Origin of the sequence: Aquimarina hainanensis (assembly GCF_042684685.1) — a bacterium.
GTDB classification, from domain to species: Bacteria; Bacteroidota; Bacteroidia; order Flavobacteriales; family Flavobacteriaceae; genus Aquimarina; species Aquimarina hainanensis.
Genome location: NZ_JBHULX010000022.1, coordinates 197,943 through 219,053, shown reverse-complemented (window position 1 = coordinate 219,053; position 21,111 = coordinate 197,943). Strand labels below are relative to the sequence as shown.

The window sequence follows — 21,111 nt, the reverse complement described above, 5'->3', positions numbered from 1 at the left end:
CCCTTAAAATTTAAATAATTCTTCTGATTCTGATGTTGATTCAAAAAATGCATCTAACTCTTCATGGCTTACTTCTTTTTCTAACCCATAATCTGATGGTGTCAGCTCCTGATTCTCTTTTTGTAAGCAATGCATAATTAACTCTTGTAAATTAGTGATGTATTGAAGTGCAATTTCTGCTATAGTACTTTCTTTATACTCTTTAGAAGCGTAACTCCAGGTAATTAACAATTGCCCGGAAGAGATAGAAGCATTGATTTCCAGTTTACTGGTAAAAGAGAGTCCTGCTGCTATTTCTATTCCGGAACTCTCTTTGGCATTATCCAACCAATCAATAGTGTCCAGGGTATTATCTAATTGTCCCAGGTAGTTAAAAACAATGTCCCATCGATTATCTGTAAATACTTCTCTTACCTCATCTGACGGATGTAGGTATTTAAGTGCTCCATACCCAATCCCTTTATCCGGAATCAATCGAAGTTCTTCTTTGGTCGACTTTATTAAAGTGCCATCATCCATTTGATCGTCATAGGACAGACACACCGGATATAAACTCGTAAACCAACCTACCGTATTACTAACATCGATATCGGTGGCTATTACTTCTCGCCCATGTCCTTCCATCCCTATGACTATTTTGGAATGACTTGACCATTTTCCTATGGTCTTACTCAGGCAACTTAAAAGTATGTCATTAATTTCTGTTGCATATACCTGATTGATCTCCTGCAATAACATACTTGTGTATTTGGAATCCAGGGTTATGGTATAGTCCACAACGTCTTTTCTCTTCTTAGGAAGTGCTACCTTATAGTCTGTTGGTAAGACTCTATATGATTGAGTAATGGATTTCCAATAAGATAACTGACTATATACAGACTGGCTATTGGCTATTTTTTGCATCGCAGTAACCCATTCTCGGTAAGAGCTACTTTTAGCTCCAAGCTTTACAGTTTGTTCTCTTTTCAAAGCATTAATAATCGCCTGCATATCATCAAGCAATATTCTCCATGAAACTCCGTCAATTACCAGGTGATGTGCTACCAGGAATAACCTGTTATTTTTTTCCTTCGAGGGTGTTTTAATAAGTACGACTGCAAAAACATGTTCCTTATCAAGTGTGGTTTCATTCTGATAGGTATTACAAACCTGCTCAATAGAAGATCCGAGGTTTTGCTGTGTTTCTTCTTGGAGATTTTCTATTAGTAAAGACGGAATCCTATCGGTATAATCCTGTTTCCATCCTTCATTTTTCCTTGTGTACGCAAAACGTAATGCATCGTGTTGTAATACCAGTTCTTCAACCGCTCTTTCTAAAAATGCCTCATTAATCCCTTTATCTATTTCCATTAAAACAGATTGATTAAATACCTGTTTATTCTCTACATGTACCTCATCAAAATACCATTGCTGAATAGGTAACAACGCACTTTCTCCTCGGAGCAATCCTTGCTCGCCAAGGATCAGATCTGTATGATTAGTAATCATTTCAGCTAATGATGCAATGGTCTGGTGTTCGAAAATATCTTTTGGTTTTAAAGTATACCCCAATCTTTTGATCCTGCTTACCAGTTGAATGGTTATAATTGAATCTCCTCCCAACTCAAAAAAGTTATCTTCTATCCCTATTTGAGAAGCACCTAAAAGCTCTTGCCAAATTTGTGCTAATTCAATTTCCAACTCTGTCTCAGGAGCAATATATTTAGACGTTAGTAACGTTGATATATCTGGATCAGGCAGTGCTTTTTTATCCAGTTTACCGTTAGCTGTAAGAGGCAGCTTTTGTAATGGTACCCATATCGCAGGAATCATATAATCCGGTAATCGTGATTTCAGATATTCCTTTAACACTTCTGTTTGCAATGAATCATCCATAACAATATACGCCACGATACGTTTATTGCGATGCTCATCTTCTTTTACTAAAACACAACATCCTTTTATATCTGTATGCTCGGAAAGGCAATTTTCTATTTCACTCAATTCAATCCGGAATCCTCTTATTTTTACCTGAGTATCCCTTCTCCCTATAAATTCAATAGTTCCATCCACTTGCCATCGAACCAAATCCCCAGTTTTGTACATTTTTTCTTGTGGATTGAATGGGTTTGCTACAAATTTCTCAGCTGTCAATTCAGGCTGATTAAGATACCCTGTAGATACACCAAGACCAGCTGTACACAATTCTCCTATGACCCCTACAGGGCAAGATTGCATATTTTCATCTAATACATAAACGGTGGTCCCGGAAATAGGAGGTCCTAATGGGATACTCTTGTTGGTTTCCAAACTTCTTGGGATAGTATAACAACATGTAAAGGTGGTATTCTCTGTTGGTCCATATCCATTTACAACTTGTACTGATGGTAATGTGTTATAAACTTTGGCAACACTCTGAGGATTCAGAACATCTCCTCCACTTAAAATATAGGCTAATTTTAGAGAAGCGATATCACTGTTCGCCCACTGATCAAAAAGGGCTGAGGTTAACCAGATGGTGTTAACATTATGTCTAGAAATACTTTCATTGATAATCGATAAATCAATTATATCAGATGGATATAATACTAATGTTCCTCCTTGTAATAAAGAGCACCATATCTCGAAAGTAGCTGCGTCAAAAGATACGGATGATAATTGCAGTATGGTTGTCTGGTCTCCCAGCGGAATTACATCCATCTGTGATAATCTGACAACTCCCCTATGTGGAATCAATGTCCCCTTGGGTTTTCCTGTTGATCCAGAAGTATATATTGCATATGCGATATCTTCTGAAGAAATAGAAATCTCAGGAGATCCCATTGACATCTCTTCAATAGTCTCCCATTCACTATCTACTAAAAGTAATGTTGCTTTTGATATAGTTTTTATACACTCAGGACTGGTATTATTTCCTAAAACAGTTCTTACATCTGCATCTTCCAGCATATACATAATACGTTCCGATGGATAGGAAGGGTCAATAGGCAGGTATCCGGCTCCTGCTTTTAAAATTCCTAAAATACCAACTATCATTTCTAAAGAACGAGACATACATACTCCTAATAATGCTCCTTGCTGCACCCCGGATATTATCAGATAATTTGCTAATTGATTTGACTTCTGGTCTAGGACTTCATAGGTAATTCTTTCTCCGTTAAGGATTACTGCAGTTTCCTGCCCTCTTACGTTCACTTGCTCAGAAAACAAATCAATTATTGTTGTCTCTAAAGGATAGGTAACCGATGTATTATTAAATTCCTGAAGTAACTGTGTTTTTTCTTCTCTGGAAATAATCTCTATAGCACCAATAACTGAAGAAACATTTTGGGTAACCGTCCTTAAAACATTCTCGTAATGCTTAAGAAAACGGTGCATCGTTTCCTCTTTGAATAGGGCTGTGCAATACTCTAACTCTATAATGAGTTCTTCTTCTTTTTCGATCGCTATTAATGTTACATCAAACTGAGAGGTTGTCGCATTATGTTCAAATGGAGTTAATGTTATATCATCCATAACTACATCTATTGCTTCTGGTGTATTCTGTAATACAAACATTACCTGAAACAACTGATTCATACTCATATCTCTTGTTTCTACCATACGATCCACGACCTTTTCGAAAGGCACAGACTGATGTTCATATGCTCCTAAAGTCACTTCTTTTACCTTTTGTAAATACTCCAAAAAGCTATAGGTGCCTGTAATAGGTGTATGTAATGCCAGGGTATTCACAAAGAAACCTATCAATCCTTCAAGTTCCTGATGTGTCCTATTTGCAATAGGAGTTCCGACACATATATTCTCCTGACTTGTGTATTTGTAAAGCAACACTTTAAAAGATGCTAACAATACCATAAAGAGCGTTGTACCTGACTCTTTTGCTAGCCTGTTTATTGCACTGGTTAATTCGGCATCCATTGTATATCGAAGTGCTGATCCTTCTGTGTTTTTTATAGAAGGTCTGGAAAAATCTGTTGGTAATAGCAATGGAGTAATTCCCTCGAGACTATTCGTCCAATACGATAATTGTGCTTCTAACAGGCTGGGAGTAAAATACTCTCGTTGCCATACAGCGTAATCAACATACTGCAATGGAATATCTGACAGGTTTGGTGTTTTTTCATTTTTATACTGTCTATACAATTCAGAAAACTCACTAAACAATACCGTATCAGACCAACCATCACTGGAAATATGATGAATTACCAAAGCTAAAACGGAAGAAGTCCCTTCCTGTTCGTACAAACAGCCTCTCAGCATATAATCTGAAGACAGATCAAAAGGTCGCGCGATAAACGCTTCTACAGCTTCTTGTACGGTTTCTGATTCTTTTAATCGAACACACTCCAAGGACCAGGCATCAGCCGCTATTTGCTTTTGGTATCCCACCCCTTCATTAGATCGAATAACAGTACGTAATACTTCATGTCGTTCAATGATTTCTCGCAGCGATTTCTCCAAAGCTACAAAATCAATATCTCCATGTATCGTAAACACCTCCGGAATATGATATTCCAAACTTCCTTGTAACTGATCTAAAAACCACAATCTTTCCTGACTAAAAGACAAGGGCATAAACTCGGTTCTTTCTCGCTTTTCGATGGACGGTAACACTGCTCTATTGCTAGTTGTATTGGCCAACAAATACCTTCCTAAATCTGCAATTGTTGGGTATAGAAATACATCTTTTATGGCTACTTCTAATGAAAGTGATTTTCTAAGAACTGATACCAATCGTGTTGCAAGAAGGGAATGACCTCCTAATTCAAAAAAGTTATCATGCACCCCTATTTTCTCCACCTGTAATAAATCTTGCCAGATAGTGACTAAAGTTTCTTCTTGTTCATTTCTGGCTGCTACATAAGTGATTGTCGATAATGAAGCAGTATCAGGATCTGGTAATGCTTTTTTATCTAATTTCCCGTTATTGGTCAGAGGCATTTCTTCTAAAAACACCCAAATCATCGGAACCATATATTCTGGTAATGTTTCTTTTAGGTACTCCTGTAGTATTTCTTTATTTTCTGTTGTGATGGTTGTAACCACATATCCGATCAAACGCTTGTTTCCACCTGGATCTGGTTTAGCGACTACACAGCAACTCTTAACTGATTCATGGGAGACTAATACTTTCTCTATTTCTCCCAATTCAATGCGGTATCCTCGTATTTTTACCTGATTATCTCCTCTTCCAATAAAGTCAATATTCCCATCTGGTAACCATCGTGCTAAATCCCCTGTACGATACATTCGCTTTCCTTTATCAAAAGGATCTGAAACAAACTTTTCTGCTGTTAATTCCGGGCGGTTTAGGTATTCTATAGCAACTCCTTCTCCTCCAATACACAATTCTCCTATAACACCAATGGGAAGTAATTGTAGCGCTGAATCCAACACATAGAACTTTGTGTTTTGCATTGGTTTTCCAATAGGTACATTGGGTAATTTTTCTAAACTGGAAGTTTCTGTAGTTTCGAAAAAAGAACTATCAATCGTTGTTTCTGTTGTCCCATAACTATTAATAATTCTAAATGCTTTTCCAAAACGTGATAGCAACCGCTGAAAATCAGCGGAAGTACATACATCCGATCCCAGAATTAACAACTTCATCCAGGAAAAATCCAGTTTTTCTTCAAAAATGTGATCCATTAACGGAACTGCTAAAGCGGGCGTTAGCTCTACTATATTTGCCTGATGTGTTGCTATCAATGTATATAAACTTGGAGGATCGAATCGAATATCGGTAGGGCAGATAATCATTGTCCCTCCTGATAGTAAACTACGACAAAGATCTCCGGTAAATACATCAAATGAAAAACTAGCCATTTGTAGCAAACAGGTTGTATTATCCAATGAATATGCTTGCAACCAGCCATGTGCTATATTGTATACCCCTCCATGAGAAACTGCCACCCCTTTTGGTCTTCCTGTAGTCCCGGAGGTATAAATAACATAAGCTGTTTGCTCTTGTCCGATTTCTACAGATAAGGTAGTAGTAGGATATCTACTAAGTTTATCCTGATCAAGATCTAGTATGATTGCTTTTCCTCTATTAGAAGAAGTTACCTTCTGAATATCGACTTCCGTACTGAGTAACGTATGTATTCCTGCATCTTCGATCATATAGTTAATTCGATCTTCTGGATATTCCGGATCGATAGGAACATACCCTCCTCCTGATTTTAAGACCGCCAATACACTTACAATCATCTCAACAGATCTGGATAGACAAATCCCAACCATTGTATGTCCGCTTACCCCCCTATCCAATAACAACTGTGCTAATTGGTTTGACTTTTGATCCAGTTCCTGATATGTGAGTGTATGTTCTTTGTATACCACCGCAACTTTATCAGGTACTAAAAGCACTTGTTTTCTAAACAAATCACAGATTGTTTCTTCTGTGGAAATCTGTATAGAAGGAGGATTGAATGCTGTTACCAACTGTTCTTTTTCTTCTTCTGAAAGCATAGGTAATTCTAACAAGGAATAAGAAGTATTTTGAACGACACTTTTTAATATATTTTCATAATGTCGGATCATACGATGTATCGTATCTTCCTTAAACAAATCTGTACAATACTCAAACTCTAGAGAGATTCCTTTTTCTGACTCTGTTACGGTTAATGAGATATCAAATTGAGAAGTGATGGTTTCAAATTCGAACTGAGAAAGCGTTACTCCTTCCATTGTAATATCATCCACATCTGGAGTATTTTGTAATACAAACATCACCTGAAACAGTGGGGTTGTACTCATATCACGAACAGAAACTACTCTATCTACCACTTTTTCAAACGGAACCAACTGATGATCATACGCTCCCAGTGTTACTTGTTTTACCTGATTAACGAGTTCTTCAAAGCTTCCATGCCCATCTAATTGTGATCGCAATGCCAATGTATTAATAAAGAAACCGATTAGCCCTTCAAGTTCCTGGTGTGTTCTATTGGCAATTGGCGTTCCCACACAAATATCTTCCTGTCCGCTATATCGATATAACATCACTTTAAACGCAGATAACATTGTCATAAATAAGGTTACCCCATGTTCTTTACTCCATGAAAGAAGTTGCGTTCTCATTTTTGCGTCCAGCTCATAATTAATAATAGCACCGGAAGTACTTTGAATAGCCGGTCTGGTATAATCTGTAGGCAATGCAAGACTAGTTGTATTCGACAGGCAAGCCTCCCAATATGATAATTGTTGTTCTAAAATATCCTGAGTCAAATACTTTCGCTGCCATATTGCATAATCGATATACTGTAATGGTAACTTTTCAATATCTGGGGAAGTATTATTTTTATATGCATCGTATAAACGCACAAAGTCTTTGACCAAAATAACGTCTGACCATCCATCATTAGCAATATGATGCATCACTAATGAAAGAATATGTTCTTCTTCTGAAATACGATATAAACACGCCCTCAACATATAATCTTTTGATAAATCAAAAGGTTGTGAAATAAAAGCTGGTAATAGTTGTTGCAATGTTTCTTCTGATGGGACCTGCACACTGGTCATTTCCCATTGATCAATTGTTAACACTTTTTGATACCCCACTCCATCTACCGGTTGTATTACTGTACGCAATACTTCGTGCCTTGACAAAATTCCTTTCAGCGTTAATTCCAGTGCAGTAGCATCTAACTTTCCTTTGAGACGAAATACTTCTGGAATATGATATTCTAAACTTCCTTGTAACTGATCTAAAAACCACAATCTTTCCTGACTAAATGACAAAGGGATCAACGTTTCCCGAACCTGTGGTTCCAAAGGAGGTAACAACAAGGTGTTTTGAGCTTTGCTAATAACTTCTTCTGTCAGCTTTTCGATCGTCGGATGTACAAAAATGTCTTTAATAGCTATTTCTACTCCCAGTTCATTTCGTATCATAGAAACCAATCGGGTAGCCATTAATGAATGTCCTCCTAAGGTAAAGAAATCATCTGTAACGCCGACTTTAGTTACCTGTAAGAGCTTTTTCCAAATATCTGCTACAACTGACTCGGTTTCATTTCTGGGGGCTACATATTCATTTTGTAATAAAGCAGAAGCATCCGGGTTGGGCAAAGAACGTTTATCCAATTTTCCATTGCTAGTTAGGGGCATTTCTTCTAAAGGAACCCATAATGCAGGGACCATATACTCTGGCATATTGGCTTTTAAATGAGCTTCCAAATAGGCTTTGTCAAACTCATTTTTTGTAACTACATACCCTACTAATCGTTTACTCCCGGCACTGTCTTTTTTTGCTAATACACAACAAGCACTTACTGCTTCTAATCGGATCAGTACATTTTCTATTTCTCCCAATTCAATACGATATCCCCGAATTTTTACCTGATCATCTCCTCGTCCTATAAAATCTACATTCCCATCTGGTAACCATCTGGCTAAATCACCTGTACGATACATCAGTTCGTCTGATGCATACGGATTTTTTACAAATTTATCTCGTGTCAGCTCGGGTCTATTAAGGTACCCTTTTGCCAATCCTGCTCCTCCTATACACAATTCTCCTACGACTCCTACTGGCAATAAGTTTAGAGCAGGATCTACAATATAAAAACACGTATTTTGCATCGGTTTTCCAATGGGAACATTGGTCAAATCATCTAAATATGCTGGATCTTTAATTTCATAATAAGAACTATCTACGGTTACCTCTGTTACTCCATAGCTATTGATGATTCGAAATTGATCTCCAAAGCGTCTTTGTATTCTCTGAAAGTCTATTGAAGAGCATGTATCAGATCCCAGATTAAGGATCTTTACCCAGGAAAAATCAAGTTTATTGTCATAAATGTGATCCATTAATGGTACTCCTAAAGAAGGAGTCAATTCTATAACATTTGTTTTTCTTTCTGCAATGAGGGCATATAGACCTTCTAAATCAAAACGAATATCATTTGAGCAAATAATCATTTGTCCTCCAAACAACAGGCTTCGGCAGACATCTCCTGTAAAAGCATCAAAAGAGAAGCTTGCCATCTGCAATAATCTGGTGTTACTATCTAATTCGAACTCTTTTTCCCAACTAAGAGAAATATTATACAGGCTAGCATGCCCTACTTCGACTCCTTTTGGTTTTCCAGTGGTTCCTGAGGTATAAATCACATAAGCTGTGGTATCCGGCATTACATGTACCGGTGTCGAATGCATTGGATAGGCATTAATTTTTGCCCAATCATCATCCAGTAATACTTTCTGAATAATCTTTGGTGAGCTCACCAAATGAGCATCCATACGACTACTCACAACTACCTGAATCCCTGAATCTTCTATCATATATGCTATTCGCTCTGCCGGATAAGAAGGATCTATTGGGATATAAGCATTTCCGGATTTTAAAATTCCTATAATTCCAATAATCATCTCAATGGATCTGGAAATACATATTCCTACAAAAGATTTCTCTTCTACTCCTACAGCAATCAGGTAATTTGCTAACTGGTTAGATTTTTCATCCAACTCTCTATATGTCAATTTCTGATGCTCATAAATCAGCGCAATTGCATCTGGCGTTTTTTCTACCTGCTCTTTAAAAATATTCAGAATTGTCTGATCCTGAGGAACAGGAAATGCTGTATCATTAAATGTTTGAAGCAACTGATACTTTTCTTCTTTACTTATAATTGATAAATGTGCTACAGCGGTTTCTACCGATGATACCATACTGTGTAATACATTTTCAAAATGCACAAACATTCGCCGCATTGTCTCCTCTTTAAAGATGGCAGTGCCGTATTCTATTTCTAGGGAGATTCCATGCTGTGTTTCTGTAGCTGTTAAAGAAATATCAAACTGAGCAGTTGTCGCTCCGTATTCATAAGGCGTCAATACAACATCCTCCATTGTGATTTCCTGATTATCCGGAGTATTTTGTAATACAAACATCACCTGGAATACAGGAGTCATACTCATATCGCGAGAACTGACGACTCTATCTACCACTTTCTCAAAAGGAACCATTTGATGATCATATGCTTCCAGGGTCGTTTCTTTTACATCTTGTAATACTGTCTTAAAATCCGCTTGACTATTGACTGTTGTTCGCAACGCCAATGTATTGATAAAAAAACCGATTAACCCTTCTAATTCCTGATGCGTTCTATTCGCTATTGGAGTCCCAATACAGATATCTTCTTGTCCTGTATACTTATGAAGAACTACTTTCAAAGCAGTAATCAATGTCATAAACAGGGTAACTCCTTCTTTTTCGCATAAGGCGATGAGTTTATCTTTTAGCGTTTCTTTCAATTCATAATGAATCACAGCTCCTTCTGTGCTTTGCTGAGAAGGTCTAGGAAAATCTGTCGGTACTAAAACCGGAGTTACATTCTCTAATTTGGACTCCCAATATTGCAATTGATCCTGAAGCGTTTCTTCTTCTGCACTGCTTCGCTGCCAAAAAGCATATTCTTTGTATTGGAATTGCAGATGTGGTAACGTTGGAGTAACTCCATTTTTAAGAGCACTATACAAGCTTACAAATTCTTTAATCAGGATATTATTAGACCAGCCATCACTGGCAATATGATGCATCACCAATACCAAGATATAGGTCTGTTCTCCTGTCTGATACAGCCTCCCTCGCAACATATAATCTTTTGATAAATCAAAAGGTGTATTTATGTATTCGGACAGTATATCGTCAATAACTGCTGTTTCAGAAACTGTTTGTATTTCCAAAGACCAGTCATCTGCCGGCATAATCGTCTGAAAGCCTTCTCCCTGAGAAGAAGTAATTGTCGTACGGAGAACTTCATGTCTGGTGATTATGGTTTTAAAGGAAGCTTCTAATGCAGTACAATCTACTTTTCCTTTGAGATAAAACACTCCAGGCATATGGTATTCAGTACTTCCTTGTAACTGATCTATAAACCAAAGACGTTCCTGCCCAAAAGACAAAGGGATTGGATCCGAAGTTTCTAATTTATTTGCTTGTAAAAACTCTGTTATTGAAGATTTTCTTCGGTTGTTAAACCGTTCCAGATAGGCTATAATATCTTCTTTATTTGCTTTTATAGATTGGAGCAATTCGGGATCAATTGAAGTTTTCTTTGATTTTATCTGAAGTGCTCCTTCATTAAGTACCAGTTTTGAATCCTCTTTTTTAACTTTCTTAAGGATTTCGATTACATTATTTTTCATTTTTAAAAAGCAGCCTTATAAGTTGATAGTTACAGCATATTCTTCTTCTGAAGTCTTGTTTTCTTCCCGGAAAGCATCTACATAAGCCGCTAACTCTTCTATTGTTCTGGAAACAAAAATGTCTTTGATATAGATTTCTATTTCGAAAGTGGTTCGCAGTGCTGCAACAAGCCTTGTTGCTATCAGAGAGTTCCCCCCCAGTTCAAAGAAATTATCTCTAACACCTATTTTTTCAACGCCTAATAAATCTTGCCAAATACGGGTAAGTTCCTGTTCAGTCTCTGTAGTAGCTGCTATATATTCACTTCCTGAAAAAGTAGAAACATCTGGTTCTGGAAGAGCTTTTTTATCTATTTTCCCACTAGTATTCAGTGGCATTTCTTTCACTATAATCCATATTGCAGGGATCATATATGCTGGCAATTTTTCTTGTAACTGCTGCTGTGCAATTTTTTTATCAAAATTTTGACCTACAACATAAGCTATCAGGTTATATTGTCCATTACTTCCTTCCTTAGCTATTACGCAAGCATTTATTACTTCGGTTAATTGATCTATTGCATTTTCTATCTCTCCTAATTCTATTCTATACCCTCTTATTTTGACCTGATTATCCATTCTGCCTACAAATGCGATTGTCCCATCAGGGAGCCATCTGGCATAATCTCCAGTTCTATACATACGTTCCCCCTCACTAAATGGATTCGGTAAAAATCGTTCTGCTGTCAGCTCTTCCTGATTTAAATATTCTCTTGCTATTCCGGCTCCTGACACACATAATTCTCCTACTGCTCCTATAGGAAGTATTTCCAGATTCTCATTTAGAATATAGGCTTTGGTATTAGCAATAGGACGACCAATCGGAACTCCAGAAGACATGATTGCCCCATCAAAAACAGTCGCGCATATTGTTGTTTCTGTCGGTCCATAAGCATTGAAGAATATACCGCCTCCTTTGACATATTGTGCGGACTTCTCTATATCTGCTTGCTCTCCTGCCGTTATAATTGTTTTAATTCCTACAATTTTATCTGTGTCTAGAAGCTTAAAAAAACTAGGGGGTAAAGTTGCCCAACTAATTTGATGTCTTTCGATAAAATCACTAAATAGTTCTGTATCTGCTTTTGCTTCTTCTTCTATAATATACAAGGTTGCCCCTCCTGATAATGTGATAAATATCTCCCATACAGAAGCATCAAATGAAGGGCTTGCAAATTGCAAACACGCATCTTCTGGGCTTATTCCGAATTTCTTTACCTGAGGAAGAATGGTATTAGAAAGATGACCATGCTCTAGAACAACTCCTTTGGGGTTTCCTGTACTTCCCGAAGTATAAATCACATAAGCAATATCTGATGGCTGTATAGTCTGTGCTAATGGGTTTCTGGATTCGTTTTCTATATCTTTTTTATCTCTTTGCACCGATATTTCCCGAACGTCACTATCTTTCATATACGGTATCGGTTCTTCTTGATCTGTAAGGATCATTTTTACCTGTGCATCTTTAATAATATATTCCTTTCTTTCCTGAGGAAGACCAGGATCTATAGGTACATATCCGGCTCCTGATTTTAACACCCCAAAAATACTTACCAACAACTCAGGGGATCTGCTCATCATCATTCCGATCAGTTCTCCTGATACTACATTGTTTTTTCGTAAATAATGTGCCAATTGATTTGATTGCTCATCAAGTTGATGATATGTCAACTCTATATCTTTATATACAACTGCTACAGCTTCCGGGTTTTCTATTACCCTTTTTGTAAATTCTTCCAAAACCAGGTTCCCTATGGGGTATATATCCTTAGAAAGAGAGAAATCATTTAATATCCTCGCTTCTTGCTGTTCGGATATCAATGTCAAAGTGCTTAATTTCTCTTCAGCTTTCTTTGTAATTTCATATACCAGGTGCTGAAATGACTGTAGCATTTCTTCTGCCAGTACATCACTTAAAAAAGAGGTTTTATAATCTAGCGTAATATGGAAATTTCCGAATTTTTCCAGGGTATTAATGGCTAAATCAAAATTAGCATATAGGGGTTTATGCTCATGTATATTAACCGCCAGTCCATCCATTTCCAATGCATTTAATCCCACATCAAAATTAAAAAGGACATTGATTATGTTATCAGTAGCATCGTAACCTTTATCCTGTAACAGTTTTAAAAATTCAGCATATGGATAGGTTTGGTGGTCATATGCTTCGAACAATCGTTTTTTTAATTCCTGCTGATATGTTTTGATAGTTTGTTCTTTATCATATGAGGTCGCTAATGGCATGATATGAGAATAATACCCTATGGAGTTTTCTACTCCTTCCATATCTCTTCCTCCAACTGGAATTCCCATGACCAGTTCTGATTGTCCTGTTAATTTTAGCAACAGTATTTCAAAAGCCGATAATAGTGTCATAAATAATGTTACACCATTTTGCTGACTCCATTTCTTTACGGTTTCCATTTCCAGAGAAGAGATACAAATCTCTCTGGAGTGACTTTGATGGCTTCCTTCTCCATTATTTTTCTCTCCTGAAAAAAGCGAAACTTTACATTGTTTTGCAGAAAACGTATCTAATAAGTACTGCTCATGCCCCTGCCACTCTTCTGTTTCTTTTTCTCGCTCCAGCCAGCTTGCATATGCATTAAATTGTATGTATTGTTTCTTTTGCTTTCTTTTTCCTAATGCTATAGCATTATAATTTTCTGATATTCCTTTTAAAAACAAGGAGCAAGACCACCCATCTGCAATAATATGGTGTATTGATATCAGGAGTATATGTTTCTGTTTATTCTGTTTTATAAAACTCAGGCGTACTAATGGTCCTTCTTCAAAAGAGAAAGGAGTTGCTAAACTTTCATCTACCAGCTTCTGAAAAGCGATTTCGAAAGTATCTTCTGTTTCGGATAGATCTACTTTTGTAATAGGGATTTTTACCGTTTTGTCAATAATAAATTGTTCTCCTCCTGGGGCTACTTTACTTTTTAAAATCCAATGGTCTTCTGCCAATTCATTAACTGCCATTTTCAAGGCTGTAAAACTTACATTCCCTGTTAGTTCTAAACTAAATGTTTGGGTATATGCCAATGAATTTTCCTGATGTATCTCATGCAATAGATATAATTGCTTTTGCGCCAAAGTCATGTCAAAAGCCATTATTTTTTCTTCCTCTACAGCGACTTCTTCTGGAAACACATAATCTTCTGTTCCATCTGACTTATATACCATATAAGCACTCTCGCAAACACATCTGTATATTTTTTCCAGATCACTATCATCGTGTGCAAAGTTTATAAAGAGGTTATTTGCTGCCCAGGCATAAACTCCTTTGGCAATCATATGATACTTAAATAACTCGAAATTTCCTCTGAACTTAAACCGGAACAGAGAACCAAAATTTACAGCTTCGACCGGAATGTCTTCTTTCTTGAAGAACTCATTTATCCTATTCATCAAATCATCTGCTTTTTGATTTAATGCAACATACGCCTGATACCCAAATTCTTTTATTTTTTCCAAAACCGCTTTTGAAGCTGCCATAGCCAGCGGATGTCTTGCAAAGGTTCCCGCTACTAATGTTTTAGTCGTTTCCGGATAGGATGTATCTCCATACTTCCATACACCTCCATCTACTACATCCAGATATTTTGCTGCTCCTGCAACGATTCCAATAGGCATTCCTCCTCCGGCAATTTTACCATAGGTAACAATATCTGCTTTGATTCCAAAATATTCTTGTGCTCCTCCTGGTCCTATTCTAAAGCCGGTAACCATTTCATCAAAAATCAAAGGAACCTGTAATGCTGTTGCAAGTTCTCTTAATGCCGTAAGAATTTCTTTTGGTTGAAATTCCGGAAACCTACTGCGTACCGGTTCTACCATGATTGCTGCCAATTCATCTTTATGAGCTCGGATCTGATCCAGCATATCTTCATCATAATAGTTTAATACGATAATATCTTCTACCATATTATGTGTAATACCTGGAACCATTGGATCTGTCTGCTCATCACCCTGAATTCCCAATACACCATCCAGGTGTCCATGATAGGATCCAGAGAATATTACAATCTTATTTTTCTGAGTAACGGTTCTTGCTAATCGCATAGCGAATGAAACTGCTTCTGTTCCCGTATTGGCCAGACAAACTCTCTCTAATCCCGTCAGTTCTGAGACTAAAGAAGCTACTTCTCCCGAGAGTTCATTCATAGGACCTATATTGATCCCTTTGTCGAGTTGTGCTTTTATCGCATTTACAATAAAATCCGGTTGATGACCGAAGATACAGGATCCATATCCCATAGTGATATCTATGTATTCATTCCCATCAATATCTATAAATCTTGCTCCATGTGCTGATTCACTAATAATCGGATATACCATTTCTTTTACTGACATTCTAAATCCTGCCGAAGAAAGATACTCCGCATGAACGTCTCTATATTTTGCAGTATATGCTTTTGATTTAGCTGTTTTTGTCGTATATGCTTCTATTAATTTCGGCAATTGTTTTTCCTGATTATCGGGTAGTTTTTGAAAGAAAATATCAACACTTCCCCCTCCTCCGGGCAGCACTACTTCTTTGGACTTTGATCCAGACTTATTCTTAGGAGTCGCTACGATTTTTTTGTCCGACATCACCACTGATTGCGCGACTTTTACTCCTTCTAATCCAGAAGAAGATTGTATGTATCTTGACAGAATTTCATTTTGTTCTGAAATATGTTTAGACAATAAGGAATTTTGATTCGAAAATTGATGTAACAAACTATCTAATCCATTATTCTCCTGCAAGATTGTATTCTGAGAAGAGATCGAAGGCGTCGTCTCTATAGGTTTTATTGATGATTCAGATGTTACTAGTGGTACCGTTGCTGTTACACTCGTTTCTTCTTCCAAGAGCCCTTTTTCTTCAATAATAAATCTGATAATATTATTTAGGTTTGATAAATCTTCAAAAACTCTTCTTATCGGAATTTTAATTTTGTACTGTTTCTCTATTTTTTTTGTCACTTCTAACAGGACTAGGGAATCTGCTCCAAAATCCAATAATGACTTATCTAACAATATCTCATCCTGATCCATTTGAAGGGTTGCAGAAATTGTTTTTCTCAGATACGCTTCTATTTCTTTAAATATTGTTGATGTGGATGATGACATAGGTTGCTTTTTTTCAGAAGTTGTGGTTATAGCAATGGGAATATTTTGTTCTTTTTTGGTTAAGGGAATTGCCCAGAAGCGCTTTCTTTGGAATGGGTACGTCGGGATCGTGATTGTTCTGGTTTCTCTGTTAATAAAGACTTGATCCCATTGTACATTTCCTCCACATAGATACCACTCAGAGAGACATTCTAACAATTGGGTATTTTCTTCTTTTCCTTTAATCATAGAAGCTAACCAGATTGCTTTTGTGCTATCATGGACACACTGACTCCCCTTAGTAGTTAATACCGGGTGAGGTCCCATTTCTATATAGGCATCTATTCCTATCTTTTCCAGAGTCAACATTCCTTTAAGGAAATCCACCGGAGCACTTATATGATTAACCCAATAAGAAGGGGTTGTGATCTCTGCGTCAACTAATTCTCCATTAATATTCCCTATTAATTTACAGTTTGGTCGATGATATGTTATTGTAGCAGCTATTTTTTCAAATTCTGCTAGCATTGGATTCATTAGCGGAGAATGAAATGCGTGAGATACTTTTAGATACTTATATTTAATTTGCTGATCTGTAAATACCTCGCATAAGGCTGCTATTTCCTTTTCTGCTCCTGATATCACGGTATGATTAGGGCTGTTAATTGCTGCAATGGAAACCCTCGGATATGAATCCAGGTATTTTATAACTTCTCGATGTGAGTGGTGCAGGGATACCATTGCTCCTTTTTCCTGAATATCTTGCATCAATCTAGCCCTGTGACAAATTAACTTCGCTCCATCTTCCAGACTAAATATCCCCGCTATACATGCAGCAGTTATCTCTCCTACACTGTGCCCCATAACAGCTTCCGGGGAAGCTCCCCAGCTCTCCCATAATTTTGCTAATGAATATCCGATCGCAAATAATGCTGGTTGGGTATACACTGTTTGATGTATTTCTTCTTTTTCTTTGAATAAGAGGCTATATAAGTCTTTTGATAAATAAGGGTTTAATACTTTTATACAAGTGTTTAATGTCGCTGTAAAAACAGGTTCTGTTTCATACAGTTTTTTTCCCATTTCGAAATACTGAGCACCTTGTCCTGTAAATAAAAAAGCTGTTTTTACAGGGTACTTCGGATCTGATGATTCTACTATATAATCTGCCTTCTTAATCGCTGAGAGGAATGCCTCTTTATCACGACAGACAATGCTTGTTCTTGTGTGATACTGTGTTCGTCTGGTTGCCAGGTTATAGGCTAATTCTTTCAGCTCAATATCCGGGTTATTTTCTACATATTTTGCTAATTGCTGTAATTGTTGAGTTACTGCTTTTGCTTCTTTTGCTGCTACTGGTAATATCGTTACAGCTCTATTGTTTATATCACTTTCAATAGATAAATGATTGGTTACTTCTGGGGCTTCTTCCAAAATTATATGTGCATTAGTTCCTCCAAAACCAAAAGAGCTTACTCCTGCTCTTCTTCTACTCCCTTCATTTTTCTTCCAAGGTATAATCGCATTCGGGATTTGTATATTCATACGCTCCCAGTTAATATGATGATTTGGTGTTTGATAATGTAATTGCTTAGGGATTTCCTGTTGTTGAAAACACAATACCGTTTTTATTAACCCTGCAATCCCTGCTGCTGACTCCAGGTGACCAATATTTGCTTTTACTGAACCTACTACCAGAGGAGCCTCTTTTTTTATTCCATTTCTGTACGTATTGTGGAGGGCTTCTATTTCTATTGGGTCTCCTAAGGAAGTACCTGTTCCATGACTCTCTATATATGATACAGTTTCCGGAGCTACATCTGCTACTTTTAGAGCTTCTTGTATCACTTGTTCCTGAGCCAATCCATTAGGAGCTGTAAGACCGTTACTTTTTCCATCTTGATTGATAGCTGATCCTTTAATAACACCTAAAATGGTATCTTTATCTTCTAAGGCAGCAGATAATCGTTTTAACAAAACCAAACCTCCTCCTTCACTCCTCACATATCCATTAGCGGTATTATCGAATGTCTTGCATCGTCCATCTATCGCCATCATATTAGATTGAGATAAAGCCACTGTTGGTTCTGGAGATAAAATAAGATTCACTCCTCCTGCAATAGCCATACTACATTCTCCATTTCTAAGACTTTGAGCCGCCATATGAACACCTACTAAAGAAGAAGAGCAAGCTGTATCAATAGCCATACTAGGACCATTTAGTCCGAATTGATAGGAAATTCTATTCGCAGCAATGCTTAATGCTACTCCTGTTCCGGAATAGATATCTTTTTCGCTATCTTTTAATAAGGCTCCATAATCACTATGTACGATCCCAATAAATACACCTGTTTTAGAGTTTTTAAAACCCTTTGGCAAATATCCGGATCGTTCTATCAATTCATTCGACAACTCAAGTAGCATTCGCTGTTGAGGGTCCATATTATTTGCTTCTCTGGGAGAAATGTTAAAAAAACCTGCATCGAAAGTATCAACTTCTGAGAGAAAACCTCCCCATCTTGTATTCATTTTATCTCCTCCAAAGTCTTCTTGGTCAGAATAAAACGTATTCGCATCCCAACGATCTTTAGGAACCTCTACAATCGCATCTTTTCCTGTCTTTAGGTTTTTCCAAAATTCCTCAATAGAAGTTGCTCCCGGGAATCGCCCTGCCATACTAATAATAGCAATAGGTTCTTTATGAGAAGTAGTTTCTGCTACAATGGAGCTTTCTTCTTTACTTTCAGGGAATAAATAATTCGATAATTCTTCAATTGTAGAGTAACTGTATAAAGATGCCGGAGAAATTTCTTTTTCTACATACGCTGATAGCATTCCTGAAAGCCTGATCATTTGTACCGAACTCATTCCTAATTCAGAAAAAGATGTCGTAGGATATATTTTATTCTCAGGGATTTGTAATTCAGTGCTTATCGTTTTTTGCAACCAAAGTGTAATATGAGTATTGCTAATTTTTCTTGTATTCTTTACCTCTGCTCTTGGGGATATTTCATTCGTCTCAGTAGTACGATATACTGTTTTCTTATCCCAGCTTTCTAATACACCATCTATTTCTCCTGCCTCATAGGCTCGTTTAGCACCTACACGTTGTATTTTTCCACTAGACGTTTTAGACACACGTCCTGGTTTTACCATAAGAATACCATACACTCCAAGCTCATGTTCCTGAAATACTGAATCACAAATGCTTTTTACAATTTCTTTGAAATTATAATTTCGCATACTGGTTCGTTTTACTTCCTGAACAATTACTAATTGCGCAACTCCATCAATAACTGTTTCAAAAGCAGCTCCCGCATTATTCTGAAGATCTGGATGAGCTTCCTGTATCGTTTTCTCTATATCTTGCGGATAGTAATTTGCTCCATTAAATATCATTACTTCCTTTAACCTTCCCGATACAAATAATTCTCCTTCATGAAAAAATCCCATATCTCCGGTTCTCAAAAAAGTACCGGCTTTGGTATTTTCTTTTCCATTAGCATATACTGTTGTCGCCAAGAAAATTTCCTGGCTTAGTTTTTCACGGTTCCAGTACCCTTTGGCAATACTTTTTCCTGCTACCCATATTTCTCCAATTTCTCCTTTTTTGCAAACTTGTCTGGTTTCCGGATTTACAATTTTTACTTTTAAATCTCCTAAAACAGGTCCATTGCCGACAAAACCAATCTGGTTGGTCTTTTTTTCTTCGCGATGTATGCTAATTATTCCTTGATGGAATTTATCTTTTTCCAGATATAACATATTCGGTACACTTGTGTATTTACTCGAGCTTACCACCAATGTTGTTTCTGCCATCCCGTAACACGGAAATAGTGCTTTTTCTTTGAACCCTACTTTTTCAAACTTATCGACAAAACGATGTAGTGTCTCTAGACGAATAGGTTCTGATCCATTAAATGCAGATTTCCATCCTGAAATATCTAGTTCCTTAAGTTGTTCTTCCTGAATTTGATTGACACATAAATCATAGGAGAAATTGGGACCTCCACTATAGGTTGCTTTATAGTCTGATATTGTTTGTAACCATCGTATTGGTTTCTGAATAAAAGAAGTAGGAGACATGATAATCAATTCGAACCCTACACACAGTGCTTCCAGAATATTACCAATCAATCCCATATCATGATAGATAGGTAACCAGGTAACCCCGATTGATTTTGGACTAAGTCGAAAAGAATCTTGGATCAATTTGGTATTATGAAGGATATTTTGATGAGTTACCATAACCCCTTTGGGATCTCCGGTTGATCCAGAGGTATATTGTAAGAAAGCAATAGTTTGCGCTGTGATCTCTACATTTTTTGAGACTTCTTTAATAGTTGTCAAGACATTTGTTTGTAACCATTTTACTTCAGAAAACACCTCATCACTAAACCAACTATGGCACTTTTTATAAACTTCATCTGTAGTTATAATAAGCGTCGCATTACAATCTGCTACAATTGTTTCCAGTCTCCCTATACGTCTTTTTCCTTGCGGAGGAAAAGCAGGTACCGCAATAACTCCAGCTAATAAACAGCCAAAAAATGCATCGGTAAAATCCAACCCTGAAGGGTATAATAGCAGTACCCGGTCTCCGGGAGTTGCTTTTTCTAAAATATGAGATGCAATTACCTTTGATCGTTCATATAATTGTTGAAATGTTCTCGAAGCTGTTTCTTCTTCTCCGTTTGTTAGAAAACGATATATGGTTTTATTAGGAAACCGGACTAAGTGTGTATTGAATAAGTCTACAATTGTTTGTTCCATGAGTGACTTCTCTTGACTAAGTGATGATTTATAGTGTGTTTTTTGAAATTTAAATGT

The 21,111-nt window shown here is 37.0% G+C and carries 2 protein-coding genes; both read right to left on the bottom strand.

Annotation, left to right across the window (positions count from 1 at the left end; translation table 11 throughout):
* Positions 1-3: 3 nt before the first annotated feature.
* A complete protein-coding gene (locus ACFSTE_RS13030) occupies positions 4-11,142 on the bottom strand; it encodes an amino acid adenylation domain-containing protein (RefSeq protein WP_378253464.1) in 11,139 nt (3,712 codons plus the stop codon).
* 15 nt (positions 11,143-11,157) lie between these two features.
* Positions 11,158-21,054 (bottom strand): amino acid adenylation domain-containing protein, encoded by a 9,897-nt coding sequence (locus ACFSTE_RS13025; protein WP_378253462.1) that lies wholly within the window; start codon positions 21,052-21,054, stop codon positions 11,158-11,160.
* Between the last annotated feature and the right edge of the window lie 57 nt (positions 21,055-21,111).

What these genes read in the sequence shown, in the direction of transcription:
- ACFSTE_RS13025 (WP_378253462.1), bottom strand. Translation starts at nt 21,054, where the DNA reads ATGGAACAAACAATTGTAGACTTATTCAATACACACTTAGTCCGGTTT.
- ACFSTE_RS13030 (WP_378253464.1), bottom strand. Translation starts at nt 11,142, where the DNA reads ATGAAAAATAATGTAATCGAAATCCTTAAGAAAGTTAAAAAAGAGGAT.